This window comes from Lipingzhangella halophila, assembly GCF_014203805.1.
GTDB lineage: Bacteria > Actinomycetota > Actinomycetes > Streptosporangiales > Streptosporangiaceae > Lipingzhangella > Lipingzhangella halophila.
In genome coordinates, this window is record NZ_JACHJT010000001.1 from 4,224,228 (window position 1) to 4,242,517 (window position 18,290).

Genomic DNA, 18,290 nt, shown 5'->3' on the forward strand with positions numbered 1-18,290 from the left:
CCCGGAGCGGACACTCCTCGGTAGTGCCGGGAACCCCGGACTCTCGCGCGGGCGTTGTACCTTCGTAGGCAACGCTCGGCCCGAGTGAAGCCGATCCCGGTCCCCTTCGCGAATTGGCCACGATGAACGACGGCTCTCCAGCCATCGACACCACGGTGTCGCACTCCGCCCGTATCTGGAACTACTGGCTCGGCGGCAAGGACAACTTTTCCGTCGATCAGGAGGCCGGCGACCGCATCCTCGAGGTACTGCCAGAGATCGCCACTATCGCCCGCGCGACCCGAGCGGTTCTCCGGCGCTTCATCACCCACCTTGTCGCCGAGGCCGGCGTGCGCCAGTTCCTGGATATCGGCACCGGGCTGCCCACCCAGAACAACACCCACGAAGTCGCCCAGGCCCTGGCACCCGAGTCCCGAATCGTCTACGTCGACAACGACCCGCTGGTACTCGCCCACGCACGCGCGCTCCTCGTCGGGACGGAGGAGGGCGCCACCGACTACCTCCATGCCGACCTCAACGATCCCGAGGCGATCCTGTCCGCCGCGGCGGCCACCCTCGACTTCGACCGGCCGGTCGCGGTCACCATGCTGGGCGTCCTGCCGTTCGTCGGCGATGACGCGGCGGCGAAGTCGATCATTGACCGGTTAATGGGCGGGCTGCCGCCCGGAAGCCATCTGGCGATCGTGCACAGCACGAGCGCGGTCACCGGCGACGCGATGGTTGAGGCGGTGCGCCGATGGAACGCGGCGGGCTCGGCCATCTACCACCTGCGCACTCCGGAACGGATCGCCGGCCTGTTCGACGGGCTGGAGCTGGTGGAGCCGGGTGTCGTGTCGTGCCCGCTCTGGCGCCCGGAGCCCGCCGATATCGGGATCCCGGAGGAGATGGACGAGTACTGCGGCCTGGCGGTCAAGCGCTGAGCGGGCCGGACGCCGAATTCCGCATGGTCAGACAACCGTAGTCAGCGAGCTCGGGCGTACACGCCGGAAGGCCCGGCCCCGCGGGGCACTCAAGCCAAGGGAGCGGGCCTTCCGGGGACTCTGATCATCCAGGGCGCCCCGAAAGGGCGCCCTGGCGATTACGAGCCCTTCGGTTGGACGGTGCCGTTACCGTCACCCTCGCCATCGTCGGCGCTGTCGCCGTTCTCGCCGTTCGTGGGGCTGATCTCCAACTGGAAGTCCCAGTCGTGCTCCTCCACCCCCTGCTGGACAGCGGCTTCCACAACCTCCACCCTCTTGTCGTCCAGCAGCATCATCGGGTCGCTACGCAGGTCCTTCATTAGGGCGAAGCAGAGCACGACCATGACCGCGGCGAACGGCAGCGCACCGAGGAACGTCAGGTTCTCGATGCCGCTGAGCGCGTCCTCCCCGCCCGCGATCAACATGATCGCGGCCACGGCACCGGTAGCCGCACCCCAGAAGATGACCACCCATCTCCGCGGCTCGATGGTCCCGCGCTGGGAAAGCGTTCCCATGACAACGGAGGCGGCATCGGCACCGGAGACAAAGAAGATCGCCACCAGGAGCATCACGATCACTGTGGTGATCGCGGTGAGCGGGAGGTGAGCCAGGACCGAGAAGGTCTGTGCCTGCTCCTCGCCGGCCCCGAACACGTTGGTGCCGTTGCGTTGCAGGTCGATCGAGGCGCCGCCGAAGATCGAGAACCACACCAGGCTGACCGTGCTGGGCACCAGGAGCACACCTGTGACGAACTGCCTGATCGTGCGTCCGCGGCTGATCCGGGCGATGAACATCCCCACGAAGGGGGTCCAGGAGATCCACCAGGCCCAGTAGAAGACCGTCCAGGTGCCAAGCCAGTTCTGCATCTCGCTTCCGCCGGTGGCACCGGAACGCGAGGCCATGGTCCCGAAGTTGGAGATGTACTGGCCGACGCTGGTGGGCAGCAGGTTGAGGATGAACACGGTCGGTCCCACCACAAAGACGAAGACCGCCAGAACCGCCGCGAGCACCATGTTGATGTTGGAAAGCCACTGGATGCCCTTGGCGACCCCGGATACCGCCGATAGCACAAAGCATATGGTCAGCACCACGATGATGGCCACGAGGACAATGTTGCTCGCCCCTTCGATCCACCCGGCTTCCTGCATGCCCGATCGGATCTGCAGGGTGCCGATTCCCAGGGAGGCCGCGGAACCGAACAACGTGGCGAACAGGGCCAGGATGTCGATCATTCTGCCGATCGGCCCGGCCGCGTTTCGCTTTCCGATCAGCGGAGCGAATACCGCACTGATCAGTTGTTTGCGGCCGCGGCGGAAGCTGGCATAGGCGATGGCCAGGCCGGCGACCGCGTAGATCGCCCAGGGGTGCATTGTCCAATGGAACAGGGTGGTGGCCATCGCGGTTTGTATGGCCTGCTCGCTTTCGCCTTCCACCGTCCCCGGCGGCGGTTTGACGAAGTGGGTTAGGGGCTCGCTGACGCCGAAGAACATCAGGCCGATCCCCATCCCGGCACTGAACATCATGGCGATCCACGAGACGGTACGGAACTCCGGCTTCTCGCCGTCCTTACCGAGGGGAATCCTTCCGTACCGGCTCAGCGCGAGCCAGATCACGAAAGCGACGAACCCCGTGGCCGCCAGCACCAACCCCCATCCGATATTTTGGAGGAGCCAGTCGAGTGCGGTCTGGGCGGACGCGGAGAGCGTATCCTTCGACACGACTCCCCACCCGACCAGGACGAACATGATGAGCGCGTTTACCCCGAAGACGACCCAGTCAGTACGGATTCGGGTGGATAAATGCGGCTGCGACGCACTGTCAGAGGGTGGGACTTCCGAGGAATCTCGAAGGTCGCGCGACGAGGAATTTTCCATTTACTATACTCCGGCACCTATAAATAGAGCACCTCTCCCCATGCCTGTTTTTATCGGGAGCCGCAGGGACCGGGCTGACACCCAGAGGAGAGACTTCTACCCGGTGAACTTCACCGGGAGTAACCAAAAATTCTGAACCGTTAACCACTCGATCGGCAGAGCCCCTGACTACCGCCTCTCTGACTGCCCAGTGCCATAGCCACAACGGTCTACGGAATGTGACTGGGGTGGCGCGTTCGCATACGGTCGCTGCCATCCTAGGCCGTCGGAGGTCGTGGCCCGTGCGAGAGCCGCCGCCCGCGCCCCAGGACATCCGCACCGCGGTCCTGGCCGGTTATCGCGTGTCGATATCGGGGCGAGTTTCGTGGATTCGCCGCCCCACCCGCACGCGGGGGTCGCGGCAATGGGGCACCACCGAGCCCAGCGAGGGGGTACCAGCTTGCCGCTGAACGAGGGTGGACCGTGCGCTCGGCGGCAAGCTGGCTCGCTCGCTGCGCTCGCTTCGCCCCGTTGCCGCAGCCCTCGGGTGATGGGCGCAAACCAACCGGGCGTCCTCTCCCCGACCCCAGAACACCGAAAATCCACTACCGGTACGAACGCAACGAACCCCGACCAACAGGACGGGGTTCGTTCGCTTTGCCGTGGCGCGGCCCCACATCGGGGCGTTCAGGGGGTCGTCCCCCCGAAAACAACAACGGCCCGCGGGGAAGGTCGCCCTGCGACCGACCACGCGGGCCTGTTCGTGGAGCTATGGGGACTCGAACCCCAGACCTCCTCCATGCCATGGAGGCGCGCTACCAACTGCGCCATAGCCCCGCACCGCCGACCGCGGGTGCGGCCGACTCCACGCACGATAACGCAATCGCACCCGCCCCGTCGAAACGATTAACACTGCGCAGTGCGGCGCGGGTGCCTGCGCGGGCGCGGTGTTGCCTACCGGTCGTCGCCGAGGATGATCTCCTCGGGCAGGCTGGCGGCGTTGTGCTCCAGTAGCCGCCAGCCGCCCGACCGCAATGGGCCAACGACCGACCAGGAGCAGTTCCCGAGCGGCCCGAGTACCTCTCGCTGCTCCTGGGGCAGCCCCATCATCCGGCTGAGTCCGGCGCGGATCGCGGCGCCGTGGCTGGCCACGACGAGCAGCCCGTGCGCGGGCACCGCGGCCAGGGCGTGCTCGACGGCATCCGCCACCCGGTCGGCCACGGCCTCCATGGCCTCCCCATTGGGGATCTCCATCCGGGCGTTCTCCTCGGGCCAGCGCTCGCGGATCTCGCTGGAGGTCAGCCCTTCCCAATCGCCACCGGAGCGTTCCCGCAGCCGCTTGTCGAACTCGACCCGCAGTCCGGTCTCTTGACTCAGGAACGCCGCGGTGTCGGCCGCGCGACGCAGGTCGGAGGCGACGATCGCGTCCGGCCGCAGTCTGGCCAGCAGCGCCGCCGCGTGCTCGGCCTGGGCCACTCCGAGTTCGTCGAGCGGAATGTCCGACTGCCCCTGGAACCGCTTCTCGGCGTTCCAGGAGGTCCGACCGTGGCGCAGGCAGAGGACGCGTCGGGTCTCGTTCACGGGCTTGTCTCCAGAGCAGAGGGGATACGGCACACGCGGCCAGGCCACGTGTGATCAATGGGGGCGCGCTGTGCTGGGCTAGAGATCCACGCCGTCAGCGGGGGTGCGGAACCGCCCCTTGGCGTTGTCGGGGAGCGTGATCTCGGGGCAGTCCTTCCACAGGCGCTCCAGGCCGTAGTGGCCGCGCTCCTCCTCGTGCTGGATGTGCACGACGATGTCGGCGTAGTCGAGCAGCACCCAACGGCCGTCGCGTTCGCCTTCGCGGCGCACCGGCTTGGCGCCGGCCCCGCGGAGCCGATCCTCGACCTCGTCGACGATGGACCGCACCTGGCGGTCGTTGGGCGCGGAGCACAGGACGAACGCGTCGGTGATGACCAGTTGGTCACTGACGTCGTACGCGATGATCTCCTGCGCGAGTTTTTCGGCCGCCGCCTCAGCGGCGATGTTCACCAGCTCGACGGCCCTGTCCGTGGCGGTCACGATATAGCTGCTGCCTCCCGTGTGGTCTCCGACCCCGCCGACGGATGGTCCAAACCGCGGGGGCACTCAGTGCCCGCCACCCGTCATCCGATCGTCGAGGTAGAGGCCGGTCTTGTTGACGTAGCGAACGATGCCATCGGGCACCAGGTACCAGATGGGCTCGCCCTTGCGGACGCGTTCCCGGCACTCGCTCGAGGATATGGCCAATGCGGGCACCTCCACGAGGCTGACCTTCCCGTCGGGCAATCCGGTGTCGGTGAGCCGGTGACCGGGACGGTTACAGCCTACGAAATGCGCCAGGTCGAACATCTCATCGACATTGCGCCAGCTCAGGATCGCACCGAGCGCGTCGGCGCCGGTAATGAAGAACAGGCTCACGCCGGGCCCGTATTCGCTCCGCATCTCACGCAGGGTGTCGATGGTGTAGGTGGGACCTTCGCGGTCGATCTCCATGCGTGACACCCGGAACTGCGGGTTCTCCGCGGTGGCGATAACCGTCATCAGGTACCGGTGCTCCGCCGAGGCCACCTTGGACATGTCCTTCTGCCATGGGCGCCCTGTGGGGACGAACACCACCTCGTCCAGGTGGAACAGGTGGGCAACCTCGCTCGCTGCCACCAGGTGCCCGTGGTGGATCGGGTCGAAGGTGCCGCCCATGACCCCCACCCGCCGCGTGCGCCGAGCGTTCTGGACGTTGTCTCCGGCCATGTTGGTCACTTCGTCCGGCACCCTGCCGCTCCGTTTCGATCCCTGGCGTCGGCCTAGTGCCGAGGTTAGTCGACCGGTCCGCGCGCCCTTCGGGCGCCCGGCCGAAACCGGCCGCAGAATCGCGTCATATCTCGATCCTGGAAATCGTGGCATCGCGCGCGTGTGAGGCATAGCATTCGGGCATGGCCACCAATACTCCTGACCGCACACGCGTCCGACTCGCCGACATCAGTTCACGAGCCTACGAACATCCGGCCGACCGCGGCGCGCTGGTGGCGCTGCGGTCGCTCAAGGGGTTCGATGAGGTCTTCAAGCGCCTCTCCGGTCTGTTCAACGAGCGCGCTCTGCGCCTGATGTTCCTCGCCAGCTCTGTCCGGGTGAGCGAACAGCAGTTCCCCGACGTCCACAACTACGTCCGGGACGCCGCGTACGTCCTCGACCTCGAAGAGATTCCCGAGCTCTACGTCCAGCAGAACCCGCAGCCCAACGCCATGGCCATCGGCAGCCAGCGGCCGTTCATCGTCATGACGACCGGGCTGTTCGACCTGCTCGAAGCCGAGGAGCAGCGGTTCGTCGTGGGCCACGAGGTCGGGCACATCCTGTCCGGGCACGCCGTCTACCGCACCATGCTGCTGGCCCTGATCCAGCTCGCGGCCCGGGTGGCCTGGATCCCGCTGGGCTACCTGGGGCTGCGCGCGATCGTCGCCGCGCTGGAGGAGTGGTACCGCAAGTCCGAGCTCTCCTGCGACCGGGCCGGGGCACTCGCCGCTCAGGACCCCGACGCCGCCAAGCGCGCCCTGATGAAGATGGCGGGCGGCTCGCGGCTGGTCGAGATGAACCCCGACTCGATGCTGGAGCAGGCGGCCGAGTACGAGCGTGGGGGCGACGCCCGCGACAGCATGCTGAAGATCCTGAACCTCATCGGGCACACGCACCCGTTCGCGGTGATCCGCCTGGCCGAGCTCGACCGCTGGGTGCAGGACGGCTCTTACCAGCGCATCCTCGACGGCGACTACCCGCGCCGCGGCACCGACCGCGAAGCCAACGTGGGCGAGGAGGCCCGCCGCGCCGCCAACTCCTACAAGGAGTCCTGGGAGCGCTCGTCCGACCCGCTCGTGGGCACGCTCCGGGACGTCGCGGGCAGCGCCGCCGACGCCGGAGGCCGGCTGTTCGACACCGTGGCGGACCGCTGGAAGAGCGCCGGCGGGCGCCGCGACAACGGCGAAAACACGAGCAACAGCAACGACTGAACCGGGCTTCCCGCGACAACCTTCACCGGGGGGCGGGTGCCGGGGCCACTCGGCCGCGTTCAGCGCCCGCCCCCGCATCCGCTCACCGCCGGATCCCCCGCACCGCCGGGGCTAGACTGCTTCCCCATGCGAAAAGTTGGGATCTGCGCGGTCGTAGGCATCCTGAGCGCGGCGACGGCGGGCTGCGACACCGGAAGCGAGCCGGACGCCCCCCAGTACGAAGCCTCCCCGATCAGCCCGGACAAACTGGTCACCTGCGGCGACGACTGCGACGAACCAGGCACACTGCGCTGGTCCCTACCGCTGGACGGACAGTACTTCGTCACCCACGAGTACGGCGACAGCCCCTCCCCACTCGTCAACATCGCCAGCCATTCCTCCGTTGCCATTGCGGAAGACCTCTCATCCTCCACGGGGATAGTCGCCGGCGACGGCACCGTGTACTACGCGGAGGACGACCTCCTCCGTGCCGTGGACGCCGACTCCGGCGAGCTGCACTGGCAGCAGGTGATCGGCCCGGACATCCCCAAAACGATCGAGGGGATCTCATTCACCGACAGCGGGATTCTGCTCGAGGCGGTCAAGGCCAGAGAGGAGGAGTCCCGGCTGTACCTGGTCGACCCGGCCAGTGGCGAGACCATCCGCACCGTGGGCGACTCCGTGACCGTGGACCATGTCGTGCGGGCCGGTGACGACCACGTCCTCGTGGCTCTCCAGGGCGATGGCGATGGCTACGCCCGGCTGGACCTGGAGTCCGGCTCCGAGGAGTGGTCAGCGTCACTCGACGACCAAAACGTCCACAGCCACAACGTCACCTCCGAGATCATCCACTCCATGGAGTACTCCCGTCCGGACGATCCGGAGAAAGGCGGAGATGACCTGCGCACGATCCACCGGTTTGACCTCGAAACGGGAGACACGTTGCCACCGGTCGAACTCGCCGAGACCGCGGGCGGCAATGTCTTGGACACCTGGGTTACCGAGACCGGGGAAATCGTGCTTACCAGCGAGGAGTGCGAGCAGGAATCAGATCTTCCGCCGGGCTGCGGAATCGAGACCATGCGGGTCGCGGACGCCGAAACCGGTGAGTTCCTCTGGAAGGACGAAGGCAAGGTGCGCTTCGGCTCGGCGGAACCGTGGGACGGCGCGACCCTGCTGTACGTCGAGGAAAAGGAGGGGCTGCGCGCGGTCGACGCGCGTACCGGTGAGACCGTCACCGAGGACGCCTTCGGGGAGGCCACGGCGCCCATCAACCACTACGACGCGCGGGCCCGCCACCCCGACGCAGCGGACACTCCCGATTCAGAGGACCCACTGCGCACGGTCACCCTGCAGGCCCCCTACCAGGAAGAGCTGGAGTGGGACGGCACCAGCGCGGGCGCCGAGGCGCTCGGCTCCGCCCGCACCGCCGACGGCGAACCCATCGCTGTGCTCCAGGGGTGTGCCCCCGACGGGCTGCTCCCCGAACGCGCCGACGCACCCAGCCCCGGCCTGGAGTGCGCCGAACCACGGCTCTTCGCGCTGAACTACTGACCACCCCCGCGGTTATGCGCCGCACCGCGCGTCGAGACAGCTGAACAGCTGGTCGGAACCCCGCTGGGTCCCATGCAGACCTTCGAACTGCTGGCCCCATACGACGTGCGGCCGGTCGGCCGGGTCAAGGGCCAGCTCGGTGAAGACGGGGTCGCCATCCAGGCGCGCCAACGGGACTGTCTCGGACTCCGCGCATCCGCTGTCCGCGCAGGAGACCAGCACGAGACGCCCCTCGCTCAGGTCGAAGGTGGCGATCTGCGGTCGTCCTTCGGAGTCCAGGTCCAATCCCGGTACCGGACGGGCCCAACCGGGAGCGGTGACCGCGCGATCGGTGAACTCCGCGCACGCCGCGTCCTGGCAGTCGACGACATGGACCGCCCCATCGAGGGCCGCCCGGTAGACGACAACCGGGGTGCCGTCCGGCCGCAGCTGCACGCGCGCCCCGAGCCGGTCACCGACAACAACCGGAGGGCGGGCTACCTCGGGCTCGACCACCTGGTGGACGGCGGGCTCGGCGCACTCGGTATCCGGGCAGGAGATGACGTGCACCGCTCCAGTCGCGGCGTCGTAGGCTGACACCGCGAACCCGTCGCTGTCGTCCCCGGTGGCGACACCCAATGTTGTGGCCGCGTCGCCCAGGTTCTCGCCGGTGGGGACTGCGGGCAACTCGATCGCCTGCGGGTCGCCGCAGTCAGTGTCGGCGCAGTAGTACCCGTGCACTTTCTGCACAGTTGCGGTTTCCGATTCCGAGCCTCCGGTCGCGGTGAGCACCACGACCAGGCCGTCGCCGAGGGGCGCGAGCGCCACGCGTGCGTCCAAAGGGTAGTCATCGCCGGGCGGACGCAGCAGCGAGAGCGGTTCGACGTCAGTGCAGTCGCTCTTGTCGCACGTCCCCAGCACTATTCCGTCATGAACGTCGTCCTCAAAATGGTTACGCCAGTAGGCGAAGGCGATCTCGTCCCCCACTACGGCCTGGCTGGCTCCACTGTGCGGAGCGGACTGATCGAGGTCCGAAGCCGAGCACACCGGAGCGCACTCCACCGCGGTAATACTGCCGCTCTTCCAACCAGCCAGGGTCACCGCGCCTGTGTCGTCGGGGACGACAGCCAAGGTGGAGCTTGCTGACCAGATGCCGGTTTCCCTGTCGGAACCCGCGGGGGCGCCCAGCGGGTTCAGCACCAGCAGGCCGGGAACGAGGAGCGCGGCGACGAGAACCACCGGGACCAGAGCTTTGCCGAGTAGCGGCGCCAGCGACCGCCCCTCGGCCGGCTCGGGCGGGAGGGTCTGGTCCACCCTCTCGGCGTCGCAGTCACGGATGAGACTGGGGACCAGCTCGGGCCTGTAGTCGGAGTAGGCCACGGGCGCGGCGAGGAGCAGCAGCATCCACGGCCACGCCACAACCAGGGCCAGCCCGCTCAGCGCCGCCCCGAGAGGGACACCCGGCCCCAAGTACCCGGGAAGGTGCCCAACCGCCCAGCTCACTCCCGTGGTGAGGGTGAACGAGAGCGCCATCGCGCCAAGCACGAAAAGGTAGTGGCCGAGCCACCGCCCCCGCGCCATGCGCCAGGCTACGGCCACTGCCCGGAAGATCCCGATGCCCTCCAGGTGCGCCACCGGGAGTGCCACGAACACCGGGACTGCCGGGGCCGCGAGCACCAGGGCCGCCGGAATGACGACCCACAGTGGGATGCCGGACCCGTACGCCGTCGCCGCGCCCATGGTCAGGGCAAGGAGCACGGCCGTCATCAGTACGGTCCAGATGAGCGACGCGGGCAGCCGGCGCAACGCCGCGCGCCACGCATCCGCCACGGCCACCCTGCGGCCGAGCAGCGCCGCCCCACCCACCAGCACACCCGCCCCAAGGGCGATACCGGACAGCGCCACCCCAACACCGACCGCTGCCGCACCCACCACCAGCACCCACACCGGCGGAACACCCCACGGAACCGGCATCCCGTTGACAATGGCGCCGTCCACAGTGAGCAGCACCAACGACACCGAAGTGAGCACCGCCACCAGCGCACTCGGCACCGCGGTCGCCGCCAGCAACGCGCGAGCGTTGCGCCAGTAGGTGGCAAACGTCAGCCCGAACAACGACCACGCATTGTCCTGCAGCAGGACCCGCGGCCCGGCCTCCCCTTCCAGTGGCCCGCCCTCGCCATCCCCCTCAGCCCCGGACGCCTCCCCCAGAGTCACCGGATCCCACTCCCACCACGCACCGACCAAAAAGCGCAGACTACCGCGATGTCCGAACAAAGCGGGCACGTGGGAACTGGAAGCCACCGTGAGCACCGACAGCGAACCGACAACGATGGTCCCGGCCCCCGGAGGGCATGCAATCCAGGCGCGATGGGATGCCAAGCCGGATCCGGAACACGCCGGACCACGACTCTCCGCGCTGAGCTACTGCCCCCGGCTACGCGCCGCACCGCGCATCGGCACACGCGAACAGCCGGGTGGAAATCGGGGCCGGCGACGATCCCTGACCCCACACGATGCGGGGCCGGTCGGCGGAGTCCAGGGCGAGCTCGGTGAAGGCAGGGGCGCTGTCCAGGTTCGCCAGTGGGACGGTCACGGACTCCGCACACCCACTGTCCGCACAGGAGATGAGCACCAGGCGCTCGTCGGTGAGGTCGAAGGTGGCGACCTGCGGCCGGCCTTCGGAGTCCAGGGCGAACCCCGGTACCGGGCGGTCCCGGCCGGGACCGGTGACCGCGCGGTCAGTGGACTCCGCGCACGCCGCGTCCCGGCAGTCGACGACGCGGAGCGCGCCATCGCCCGCCGCCCGGTAGGCCACGACCGGGGTGCCGTCCGGCCGCAGCAGGACGCGGACCCCGATCCGGCCGCTGACAGTGTCGCTGGACTGGGCCACTTGGGCCACTTGGGAGTCGGCCACCCGGTGGCTGGCGGGCTCGGCGCACTCGGTGTCCGGACAGGAGATGACGTGCACCGCGCCGCTCTCGCCGTCGTAGGCCGCCACCGCGAACCCGTGCCCCTCGCTGCCGGTGGCGACGTCCAGCATCCTGCCCTGGCTGTGGGTGGTCCCGACACGCAGTGCGGGGAGGTCGATCACGCGCGGGTCGGCACACTCGGTGCCGGCACAGTAGTGCGCCCGCAGGTCCGCTTCCGGACGCGCCTTCATCCCTCCACCGTCGGTTTCGACCGCGGCGGAGACCACGATCATGCCGTCACCGAGCGGCGCGAGTGCCGAGTACGCGTAGTTGACGTAGTCGGCGGTCGGGCGCAGCATCGTGTCCGGCTCCGCGCCACAGTCACCGTCGCCACAGGTCTCCAGTGCCAGCCCGTCAATGCCGTAGTTCCCCTCCCCCCAGAACGCGAAGGCGAACCCGTCACCGACCAGTGCCTGGCTCTCCCCTTGGGTGGCGGCACTTTCGATAACCCATTCCCGGGACGAGCACACCGGATCGCACTCGGTCGTGAAGGAGCCGGCGTCCCAGCCGACCAGGGTCGCTCCGCCGGAATCGCGGGGGGCGATGGCGATACTCGCGTCGCCGCTGCGGAGACCCACCTCGCTGGTGGAACCCACTGGCGCGCCCAGCGGGTTCAGCAGTAGCAGGCCGGGAACGAGCAGGGGTACGACGAGGACGGCCGCCACCAGGACTGTTCCGGGCAGTGGGGCCGGGCGGCGCCCCTCCGCCAACTCCGGGAGAGTCCGCTCCACACGGCCGGCGTCGCAGTCGCGGACGGGGTGCTCCATCCGCGGCGGGGAGCCCGAGTAGGCCACGGGGGCGGTGAGGAGCAGCAGCAGCCACGGCCAGAGCAGCACGCTCGCCAACCCGCTCAGGATGAGGCCGAGATGCGCCCCCGGCCCCAGGAGCTGCGGCAGGTGTCCGGCCGCCCAGGTCATCGCGAGGGGAACCGCGAACGCGAGCGCCACCGCGGCGAGCACGAACAGGAAGTGCACGCCCCGCCGGCCCCGCCCCATGCGCCAGGCGGCGGTCAGCGCCGGGAAGATACCGACTCCTTCGAGGTGCGCTATGGGCAGCGCCACGAACACCGAGGCGACCGGGATCGCGAGCAGCAGAACCGCGAGAAGCACAAGCAGCGGCAGAATCCCGTAAGCGTGCATCCATACCCGAGCCAGTACCAGGGCGAGGACAGACGTCGTCGCCAGCACGGCCCAGGTGAGCGTCGCGGGAAGCCGGCGCCAGCCGTTGCGCCACGCTTCCGGCGCCGCGACCGTACGGCCGAGCAGCGCCGCCCCGCCCACCAGCACACCCGCCCCGAGCGCGATACCGGACAGCGCCACCGCCACGAGGAGCGCACCCGCGGCCACCACCATCACGGGGACGGACGGGCGGCCCAGTGGCACCGGGAGCCCGTTGACGATGGTGCCGTCCAGGGTGAGCAGCACCACGGCCACTGATCCGACAACGACGGCCAGCGCGAACGGTACGGCAGTGGCGCTCAGTAGCGGACGTGCGTGCCGCAGGTAGGTGGTGAATGTCCGGCCGAACAGCGCCCATGCCCTGCCATGGAGCAGGAGCCGCGGCCCGGCGCCCCCTTCCGGTGGCCCGCCTTCGCCGACCTCGCCATCCTCGGAGGCGTCCCCCGGAGTCATCGGTTCCCGCTCCCGTCACACGCCAGCCAAACACCCGCAGACTACCGCGATGTCCGGGCAAAGCGGGCGGGAGAGTCGTGGCGGCCGGGCCACCGGTCGAGGTGCTCACCGACGTGGTGGACGGGGCCGCCCCGATCCGCTTCCCGCGCCGGTCACGGGCGGAAGGGGCCGGGTGCCATAGGAATTGCCTATGGCACCCGCTTGTATTTCGTCTTTGCCGATAATTCTTTCCCGGTCGTACTGTGAAACAGATTGACGGGGTGCGCACCGCGATTTATCCGAAGATTCGCGCTCTGCGCACCTTGATCCTTCTTGTGCCGAGCGAACGAACACGCAGTCGAGAGGACCGGCGGCATGACCACAACCGAGAACGGATCGGGAACGCTGGAACTCGCGGGAAAGCGGGCCCTGGTCACGGGTGGGTCCCGCGGAATCGGAGCGGCTGTCGTGCGCCAATTCCTGGACGCGGGCGCCGAGGTGCTCGCGACCGCCAGGTCGGCGACGAGCACGGTGCCGGAGGGGGCGGCCTTCGTGCAGGCCGACGTGCGGACACGGGCTGGAGCGGAGGCGCTCGCCACGGCCGCGCAGGAGACGCTCGGCGGGGTGGACGTCCTGGTCCACAACGCGGGTGGGGCGCGACCGCACGAAGGCGCCTCGGCCATTCCCGACGAGGAGTGGCAGGACGCGCTGGACCTGAACTTCCTGGCATCGGTGCGGTTGGACTCGCTGCTGGTACCGGGGATGCGGGAACGGGGTTCGGGGGCGATCGTGCACGTCTCCTCGTCCGCGGTCCTCACCCCGGTAGGACCGTTCCTGCACTACACCACGGCGAAGGCGGCGCTGGACAACTACAGCCGGGGAATGGCCATGGAACTGGCCCCGTTCGGAATCCGGGTCAACACCGTGGCTCCCGGCAGAGTCGCCACCCCCGGCGGCGAAACAACGCGGGAGCAGTGGGCGGAGGTATCCGCGCGCATGGGCGCGGCACCGGCGGAGACCAACGCCGACGACACCCCGCCGCTGGGGCGCGAGGGTCAGCCCGACGACATCGCCAATGCGGTGCTGTTCTTCGTGTCCGGCCGGGCTGGCTGGCTGACCGGGAGGAATCTCGTCGTGGACGGCGGCGAATTCCCCATGGGTTGACGCCAACGGCATTCCGGGACACCAGTTTCAGAAAAAAGCATTCATTGACGTGCGCCGCGGCGCACCATCGGGTTTCACGAGAAAGAACGAAGGAATCCTGGCATGGAAAAGTACAGCGACAAGAATGTAGTGGTCACGGGTGGCAGCAGCGGCATGGGGTTCGCGTTGGCGAAGCTACTGGTGGACGACGGAGCCCGCGTGGTGATCACCGGTCGTTCCCGGGCCACGCTCGACGCCGCGCAGGAGCGGCTCGGCAAGAACGCGGTGGCCGTCCGAGGCGACGTGGCTTCACTGTCCGACCTGGATGCGCTGGCCGACCGCGTCAAGGACGAGCTCGGCACGCTCGACGCCCTGTTCGTCAACGCTGGCATCGCAGCCCTCACGCCCTTCGAGTCCGTGACCGAGGAGGTGTACGACGAGCTGTTCGCGATCAACGTCAAGGGCGCCTTTTTCACTGCGCAGAAGCTCGCCCCGCTGCTGAGCACGGGCGCGGGAGTCGTCCTCACCACCTCGAACGCGAACGTCATGGGCATGCTGGAGACCAGTGTCTATGCGGCCGGCAAAGCGGCGCTGCGCTCGATGGCGCGCAGCCTCTCCCGCGAGCTGCTTCCGCGCGGAATTCGGGTCAACGCGATCAGCCCCGGTCCCATCGACACGGGAGTTCTGGAGAACTCGATGACCGAAGAGGCCGCCGAGCAGTTCAAGGCGCAGGTGGTCGCGGACAATCCCATGCAGCGTTTCGGCACCCTCGACGAGTTCGCCAGGGCGGCCGCGTTCCTCGCCTTCGACGCCACTTACACCACCGGCGCCGAGTTCGCAGTGGACGGAGGCCGTACCCAGCTCTGAGCTTGCCCTACCGTTCTGCCATGGGGCCAGGTCCAGCCACGATCGACTAAGAGGTACTCATCATGACCGTCCAGGGATCATCCGCCGTCGTCCTGCGCGCGCATCGTACGAATCTGGCCCAGCCGCCCAGCTCGCTGCTCGAGGTGGTCACGCTCCCTCCGCAGGAGCCGGCCGCCGGCCAGGTTCGGGTGCGGAACCTGTTCCAGCAGGTGATCGCGGCCAACGGCGACCTGATGTTCGAGACCACGCAGATCCCCGTGCCCGTCTTCCGGGCCGGCGAGCCAATCCACGGCAGCGCGATCGGCAGGGTCGTCGAGTCACGCGCCGACGACCTGCCGGTGGGAACCGTCGTGCTGCACATGTCGGGCTGGCGCGAGGAGAGCATCCTGGGGCCGGGCGAGGCGTTCCCCGTGCCCGACGACGTCTTCCCCGGTCCCGAGTACCTGCTCAACCAGGGCGTGCCCGCCTACCACGGCATCGTCGACATCGCCGCCGTCGGCGACGGTGACGTCGTCCTCGTCAGCGGAGCCGCCGGCGGCGTCGGGTCGATGGCCGCGCAGATCGCCAAGGCACGTGGCGCCGCGTGTGTCATCGGCATCGCCGGCGGACCCGAGAAGACCCGCTACCTTGTCGACGAGCTCGGCCTCGACGCTGCCATCGACTACCACAACGACGACCTCGACGACCGGCTCACCGAGCTCGCCCCCGACGGCATCACCGCCTTCTTCGACACCATCGGCGGCGCCCAGTTCGAAGCAGCGCTCCGGCACACGGCGTTCGGCGCCCGCTTCGCGCTGTGCGGCACCCTCGCCGGACAGGTCACCGGCGGCGACGGCGGGTACCCCCGTCTCGACATCATGACCGCGCTCGCCCACGAGGTGCGGATTCGCCCCTTCATCACCAGGCACACCCCCGACCAGATCCAGGCCTGGAACACCCACTACGCCCAGTGGTACGCCGAAGGCCGGATCACGTTCGCGCGCACGCTCCTCGAAGGCACCCTCCAGCGAGCTATCACCGCCCAGGACGAGCTCCTCGCCGGCGTACACCGCGGCAACGTCATCGTGCGGCTCGCCAGGTAGGCGATTCTCACGATGCCGCGGCGACGGTGGTTCCGGAGCACTCTCCGTTCTGCTTCCAGCTCGGTGCGCCGGCGCGCTCGCGGACCGTGACGTTGATCCGGTTGAACAGGTTGAGCAGGGCGATCCGCGGGATCAGCGTGGCGGTCCGCTCTCGTCGTAGTGCTCGCAGACCTCCAGCCACTCCCCTCGGCCGTCAGGACACCGATGCGTGGGAAGCGGGCTCGGGCCAGGTCTCCTGACGCAGGAGTTCGAGCAGGGCCTTCTCCGCCGGGCCCGCGTCGTGCCGGACCACGGCGATGACGGGCTGGGACACGACCGGGAACACCGGCCGAACGAGGTGCTCGTGACCGTGGGGCACCGCGGAGGCCGGGAGGAGCGTCGCTCCCAGCCCGTGGGCGGCCCAGCGCACGGCCGTCGCCGTCTGGGACACGCGGGCGGCCGTGGTCGGGGTCAGCTCGTTGTCCCGCAGCACGTTCAGCAGCACGCCGTCGAGCGCGCTGTCGCGGTCGAACCTCACCCACGGTTCCCCCTCCAGTTCGCGCAGCTCGACCCGGTCCGCGGCGAGCTGCCGGTGACCGGCGCCCAGCACCACGACGAACTCTTCGTCTCCGAGGTGGTGGGCGTCGGCAGGGGTCCGCTCGCACGCCGCCATCAGGGCGAGGTCCAGCACGCCCCGGCGGCACAGCCGATCCAGTTCGGCGGAGCTCGGCTCCTCGAAGACGGTGCCCTCCAGCCGCGGGAAGCGGCGACGCAGCGCGCCCAGCGCGACCGGCAGCTGCCGCGCGCCAAAACCCATCTGCGCCGCAACCACCAGTTCGCCCACCAGCTCATCGGCACCGGCCCGCGCCGTTGCCCGCGCCCGCCGCGACGCGCTCACCGCGACCTCCGCCTCCCGCAGGAACGTGCGGCCGACCACGGTGGGCACCAGCCCGGTCGGCGTGCGGGCGAACAGGTTCACGCCGAGGTCCCGCTCCAGGCCGCGGATCTGCTGGGATAACGAAGGTTGGGCGACGTGCAGCAGCTCCGCCGCCGCCGTCACCGAGCCCGCCTCGGCAACGGCCAGGGCGTACTCGTACTGACGAAGGCTCATCGGCTCCAGTCCCCTCCCTGCGGTGGGCCGCGGTCCACCGCGTTGTGATCGTTGCGGTCAGGGCTAGAACACGGGACGCGGCACGTTTACTCCAGGTCCGTCACCGGCCATACGGAGGTGGCGCCGCCCGAGGTGGGCCGGTCCACCGCATGGCCCCCCCGGGTGGAAGCGCCTGCAGCGGCGGTGCCCGGGGTGGCAGATGCGGGATGGTGCGTCCGGATGAGGCCGGGGATTAGGGGACGCGGGGGATCACGCGCCGTTGACCGGAGCCCGGTCCAACACGCGCACGCCGATGGTCTCGAGGCGCTCGAGATGCTCGAAGTCCTCACGCGCCTCGGCCGCGCCGACCCCCAAGAAGTAGCTTTGGCCCGCGGCAGGGTTCCACAGGATGGTGACGTCCCCGGCGCCGTCGAGGCTCTGAAAGCTGTGGGCGACGTTGCGCGGTCCGTAGACGACTCCCCCTGGCCCGATGTCGTAGGTGGTCGCGGTCGCCAGGGACTCACCTCCGATCCAGAAGCGGAACTGCCCGCTGTTGATGATCCAGATCTCGTCCTCGCGGGTGTGCAGGTGGAAGGGTGGCGCATCCTCGGCCCGCATCGTCCGCTGGCGGGTCATGAAGTGCTGACCCCCTGTCGTCTCCGCTCTGAGGATCACCTCAAGGTCGGTGTTGTAGTAGCCGTAGTGCTCCACCTCGTCGGGCAGCGACACGACGGGGATCCCGAAAGGGCTCTCGACGCTGTCTTTGGCATCCATAGGGCTCGCTCCTTGATCTTTATTTGTCTGCACAGACAGATAATAGTCTCAGATGAAGCCTCCTACAAGGATCGCCTGCGTGATCTGAGCCGCAGGATCGGCAGCACACCGATGCTCAGGTCGCACGAGGAGATGGACGAACGCCTCCACCAGGTGCTCGGCACCGGGTTGCAGCCCGGCACCGGCGGAGCCGGAATCACGGTGCCCCGCGGCGCTCCCGCCCCGGAGGACCGGGGATCCGGATCTCCGGGACCGCGGGGTCGGGGCGGTTGAAGATCCGCCACACGCGGCGTTGCGGCCCCGTCCGGAACCAGGACCACCTCGCCGGCGCTTCTTCGTCCCCACTCGGCTGCCAGCCGTGGCCACGCAGGTTCTCCGGGTTGTTACCGGCTGCGGCTTTGAGAGGGCATCCGCCGCAACCACCAACCCG

General features: G+C 68.8%; 15 protein-coding genes and 1 tRNA gene. 6 read left to right on the forward strand and 10 right to left on the reverse strand.

All coding sequences use genetic code 11. The annotated features are described in order from the left end of the window. Positions 1-122 precede the first annotated feature (122 nt). Positions 123-920, forward strand: coding sequence for an SAM-dependent methyltransferase (locus F4561_RS19480; protein ID WP_184583875.1), 798 nt, complete (start codon positions 123-125; stop codon positions 918-920). 158 nt (positions 921-1,078) lie between these two features. On the opposite strand, the gene F4561_RS19485 is transcribed toward F4561_RS19480, so the two are convergent. The 5 genes from F4561_RS19485 to nadD form a co-directional block, all read right to left on the reverse strand. Continuing rightward, the gene (locus tag F4561_RS19485) at positions 1,079-2,833 is read right to left on the reverse strand and encodes a BCCT family transporter (RefSeq protein WP_184580823.1); all 1,755 of its coding nucleotides are present in this window, start codon (positions 2,831-2,833) and stop codon (positions 1,079-1,081) included. 743 nt (positions 2,834-3,576) lie between these two features. Then, positions 3,577-3,649: transfer RNA gene (locus tag F4561_RS19490), tRNA-Ala, on the reverse strand. A 117-nt stretch (positions 3,650-3,766) separates the two neighbouring features. Further along, entirely contained in the window at positions 3,767-4,393 is a 627-nt protein-coding gene (locus tag F4561_RS19495; RefSeq protein ID WP_184580824.1) for a histidine phosphatase family protein, read from the reverse strand. Positions 4,394-4,471: 78 nt separating this feature from the next. Continuing rightward, complete coding sequence (gene rsfS, locus F4561_RS19500; RefSeq protein WP_184580825.1) at positions 4,472-4,873, reverse strand: ribosome silencing factor; 402 nt, start codon at positions 4,871-4,873, stop codon at positions 4,472-4,474. Between the two features lie 66 nt (positions 4,874-4,939). Beyond that, positions 4,940-5,581 carry a nicotinate-nucleotide adenylyltransferase gene (gene nadD / locus F4561_RS19505; protein ID WP_184583877.1) on the reverse strand — a complete coding sequence of 214 codons (642 nt, stop codon included), beginning with the start codon at positions 5,579-5,581 and terminating at the stop codon, positions 4,940-4,942. A 182-nt stretch (positions 5,582-5,763) separates the two neighbouring features. On the opposite strand from nadD, the gene F4561_RS19510 reads away from it, so the two are divergent. After that, positions 5,764-6,831 (forward strand): M48 family metallopeptidase, encoded by a 1,068-nt coding sequence (locus tag F4561_RS19510; protein ID WP_184580826.1) that lies wholly within the window; start codon positions 5,764-5,766, stop codon positions 6,829-6,831. A gap of 126 nt (positions 6,832-6,957) precedes the next feature. Continuing rightward, positions 6,958-8,364, forward strand: coding sequence for a PQQ-binding-like beta-propeller repeat protein (locus tag F4561_RS19515; RefSeq protein WP_184580827.1), 1,407 nt, complete (start codon positions 6,958-6,960; stop codon positions 8,362-8,364). Between the two features lie 12 nt (positions 8,365-8,376). Here the strand turns inward: F4561_RS19515 and F4561_RS19520 are convergent, their stop codons facing one another. Together F4561_RS19520 and F4561_RS19525 are read right to left on the reverse strand one after the other, a co-directional pair. Continuing rightward, entirely contained in the window at positions 8,377-10,560 is a 2,184-nt protein-coding gene (locus F4561_RS19520; RefSeq protein WP_184580828.1) for a phosphatidylglycerol lysyltransferase domain-containing protein, read from the reverse strand. A 220-nt stretch (positions 10,561-10,780) separates the two neighbouring features. Further along, positions 10,781-12,946, reverse strand: a complete 2,166-nt coding sequence (locus F4561_RS19525) for a hypothetical protein (protein ID WP_184580829.1) — start codon at positions 12,944-12,946, stop codon at positions 10,781-10,783. A gap of 354 nt (positions 12,947-13,300) precedes the next feature. Between F4561_RS19525 and F4561_RS19530 the strand changes: the two genes are divergently transcribed. The 3 genes from F4561_RS19530 (at position 13,301) to F4561_RS19540 (ending at position 16,017) form a co-directional block, all read left to right on the forward strand. After that, positions 13,301-14,089 (forward strand): SDR family oxidoreductase, encoded by a 789-nt coding sequence (locus F4561_RS19530; protein ID WP_184580830.1) that lies wholly within the window; start codon positions 13,301-13,303, stop codon positions 14,087-14,089. 102 nt (positions 14,090-14,191) lie between these two features. Beyond that, positions 14,192-14,935, forward strand: a complete 744-nt coding sequence (locus F4561_RS19535) for an SDR family oxidoreductase (protein ID WP_184580831.1) — start codon at positions 14,192-14,194, stop codon at positions 14,933-14,935. Between the two features lie 62 nt (positions 14,936-14,997). Then, positions 14,998-16,017 carry an MDR family NADP-dependent oxidoreductase gene (locus F4561_RS19540; protein WP_184580832.1) on the forward strand — a complete coding sequence of 340 codons (1,020 nt, stop codon included), beginning with the start codon at positions 14,998-15,000 and terminating at the stop codon, positions 16,015-16,017. 7 nt (positions 16,018-16,024) lie between these two features. Here the strand turns inward: F4561_RS19540 and F4561_RS19545 are convergent, their stop codons facing one another. From F4561_RS19545 to F4561_RS19555, 3 genes are all read right to left on the reverse strand, one after another. After that, positions 16,025-16,198: a hypothetical protein gene (locus tag F4561_RS19545; RefSeq protein WP_184580833.1), complete on the reverse strand. Its 174-nt coding sequence runs from the start codon at positions 16,196-16,198 to the stop codon at positions 16,025-16,027. Positions 16,199-16,210: 12 nt separating this feature from the next. After that, positions 16,211-17,107, reverse strand: coding sequence for a LysR family transcriptional regulator (locus F4561_RS19550; RefSeq protein ID WP_184580834.1), 897 nt, complete (start codon positions 17,105-17,107; stop codon positions 16,211-16,213). Between the two features lie 249 nt (positions 17,108-17,356). Next, positions 17,357-17,860: a cupin domain-containing protein gene (locus F4561_RS19555; RefSeq protein ID WP_221445553.1), complete on the reverse strand. Its 504-nt coding sequence runs from the start codon at positions 17,858-17,860 to the stop codon at positions 17,357-17,359. Positions 17,861-18,290 lie beyond the last annotated feature (430 nt).

Coding starts and splice junctions, on each gene's coding strand:
- F4561_RS19480 (WP_184583875.1), top strand. CDS start 123: ATGAACGACGGCTCTCCAGCCATCGACACCACGGTGTCGCACTCCGCC.
- F4561_RS19485 (WP_184580823.1), bottom strand. CDS start 2,833: ATGGAAAATTCCTCGTCGCGCGACCTTCGAGATTCCTCGGAAGTCCCA.
- nadD (WP_184583877.1), bottom strand. CDS start 5,581: ATGGCCGGAGACAACGTCCAGAACGCTCGGCGCACGCGGCGGGTGGGG.
- F4561_RS19510 (WP_184580826.1), top strand. CDS start 5,764: ATGGCCACCAATACTCCTGACCGCACACGCGTCCGACTCGCCGACATC.
- F4561_RS19515 (WP_184580827.1), top strand. CDS start 6,958: ATGCGAAAAGTTGGGATCTGCGCGGTCGTAGGCATCCTGAGCGCGGCG.
- F4561_RS19525 (WP_184580829.1), bottom strand. CDS start 12,946: ATGACTCCGGGGGACGCCTCCGAGGATGGCGAGGTCGGCGAAGGCGGG.
- F4561_RS19530 (WP_184580830.1), top strand. CDS start 13,301: ATGACCACAACCGAGAACGGATCGGGAACGCTGGAACTCGCGGGAAAG.
- F4561_RS19535 (WP_184580831.1), top strand. CDS start 14,192: ATGGAAAAGTACAGCGACAAGAATGTAGTGGTCACGGGTGGCAGCAGC.
- F4561_RS19540 (WP_184580832.1), top strand. CDS start 14,998: ATGACCGTCCAGGGATCATCCGCCGTCGTCCTGCGCGCGCATCGTACG.
- F4561_RS19550 (WP_184580834.1), bottom strand. CDS start 17,107: ATGAGCCTTCGTCAGTACGAGTACGCCCTGGCCGTTGCCGAGGCGGGC.
- F4561_RS19555 (WP_221445553.1), bottom strand. CDS start 17,860: ATGGATGCCAAAGACAGCGTCGAGAGCCCTTTCGGGATCCCCGTCGTG.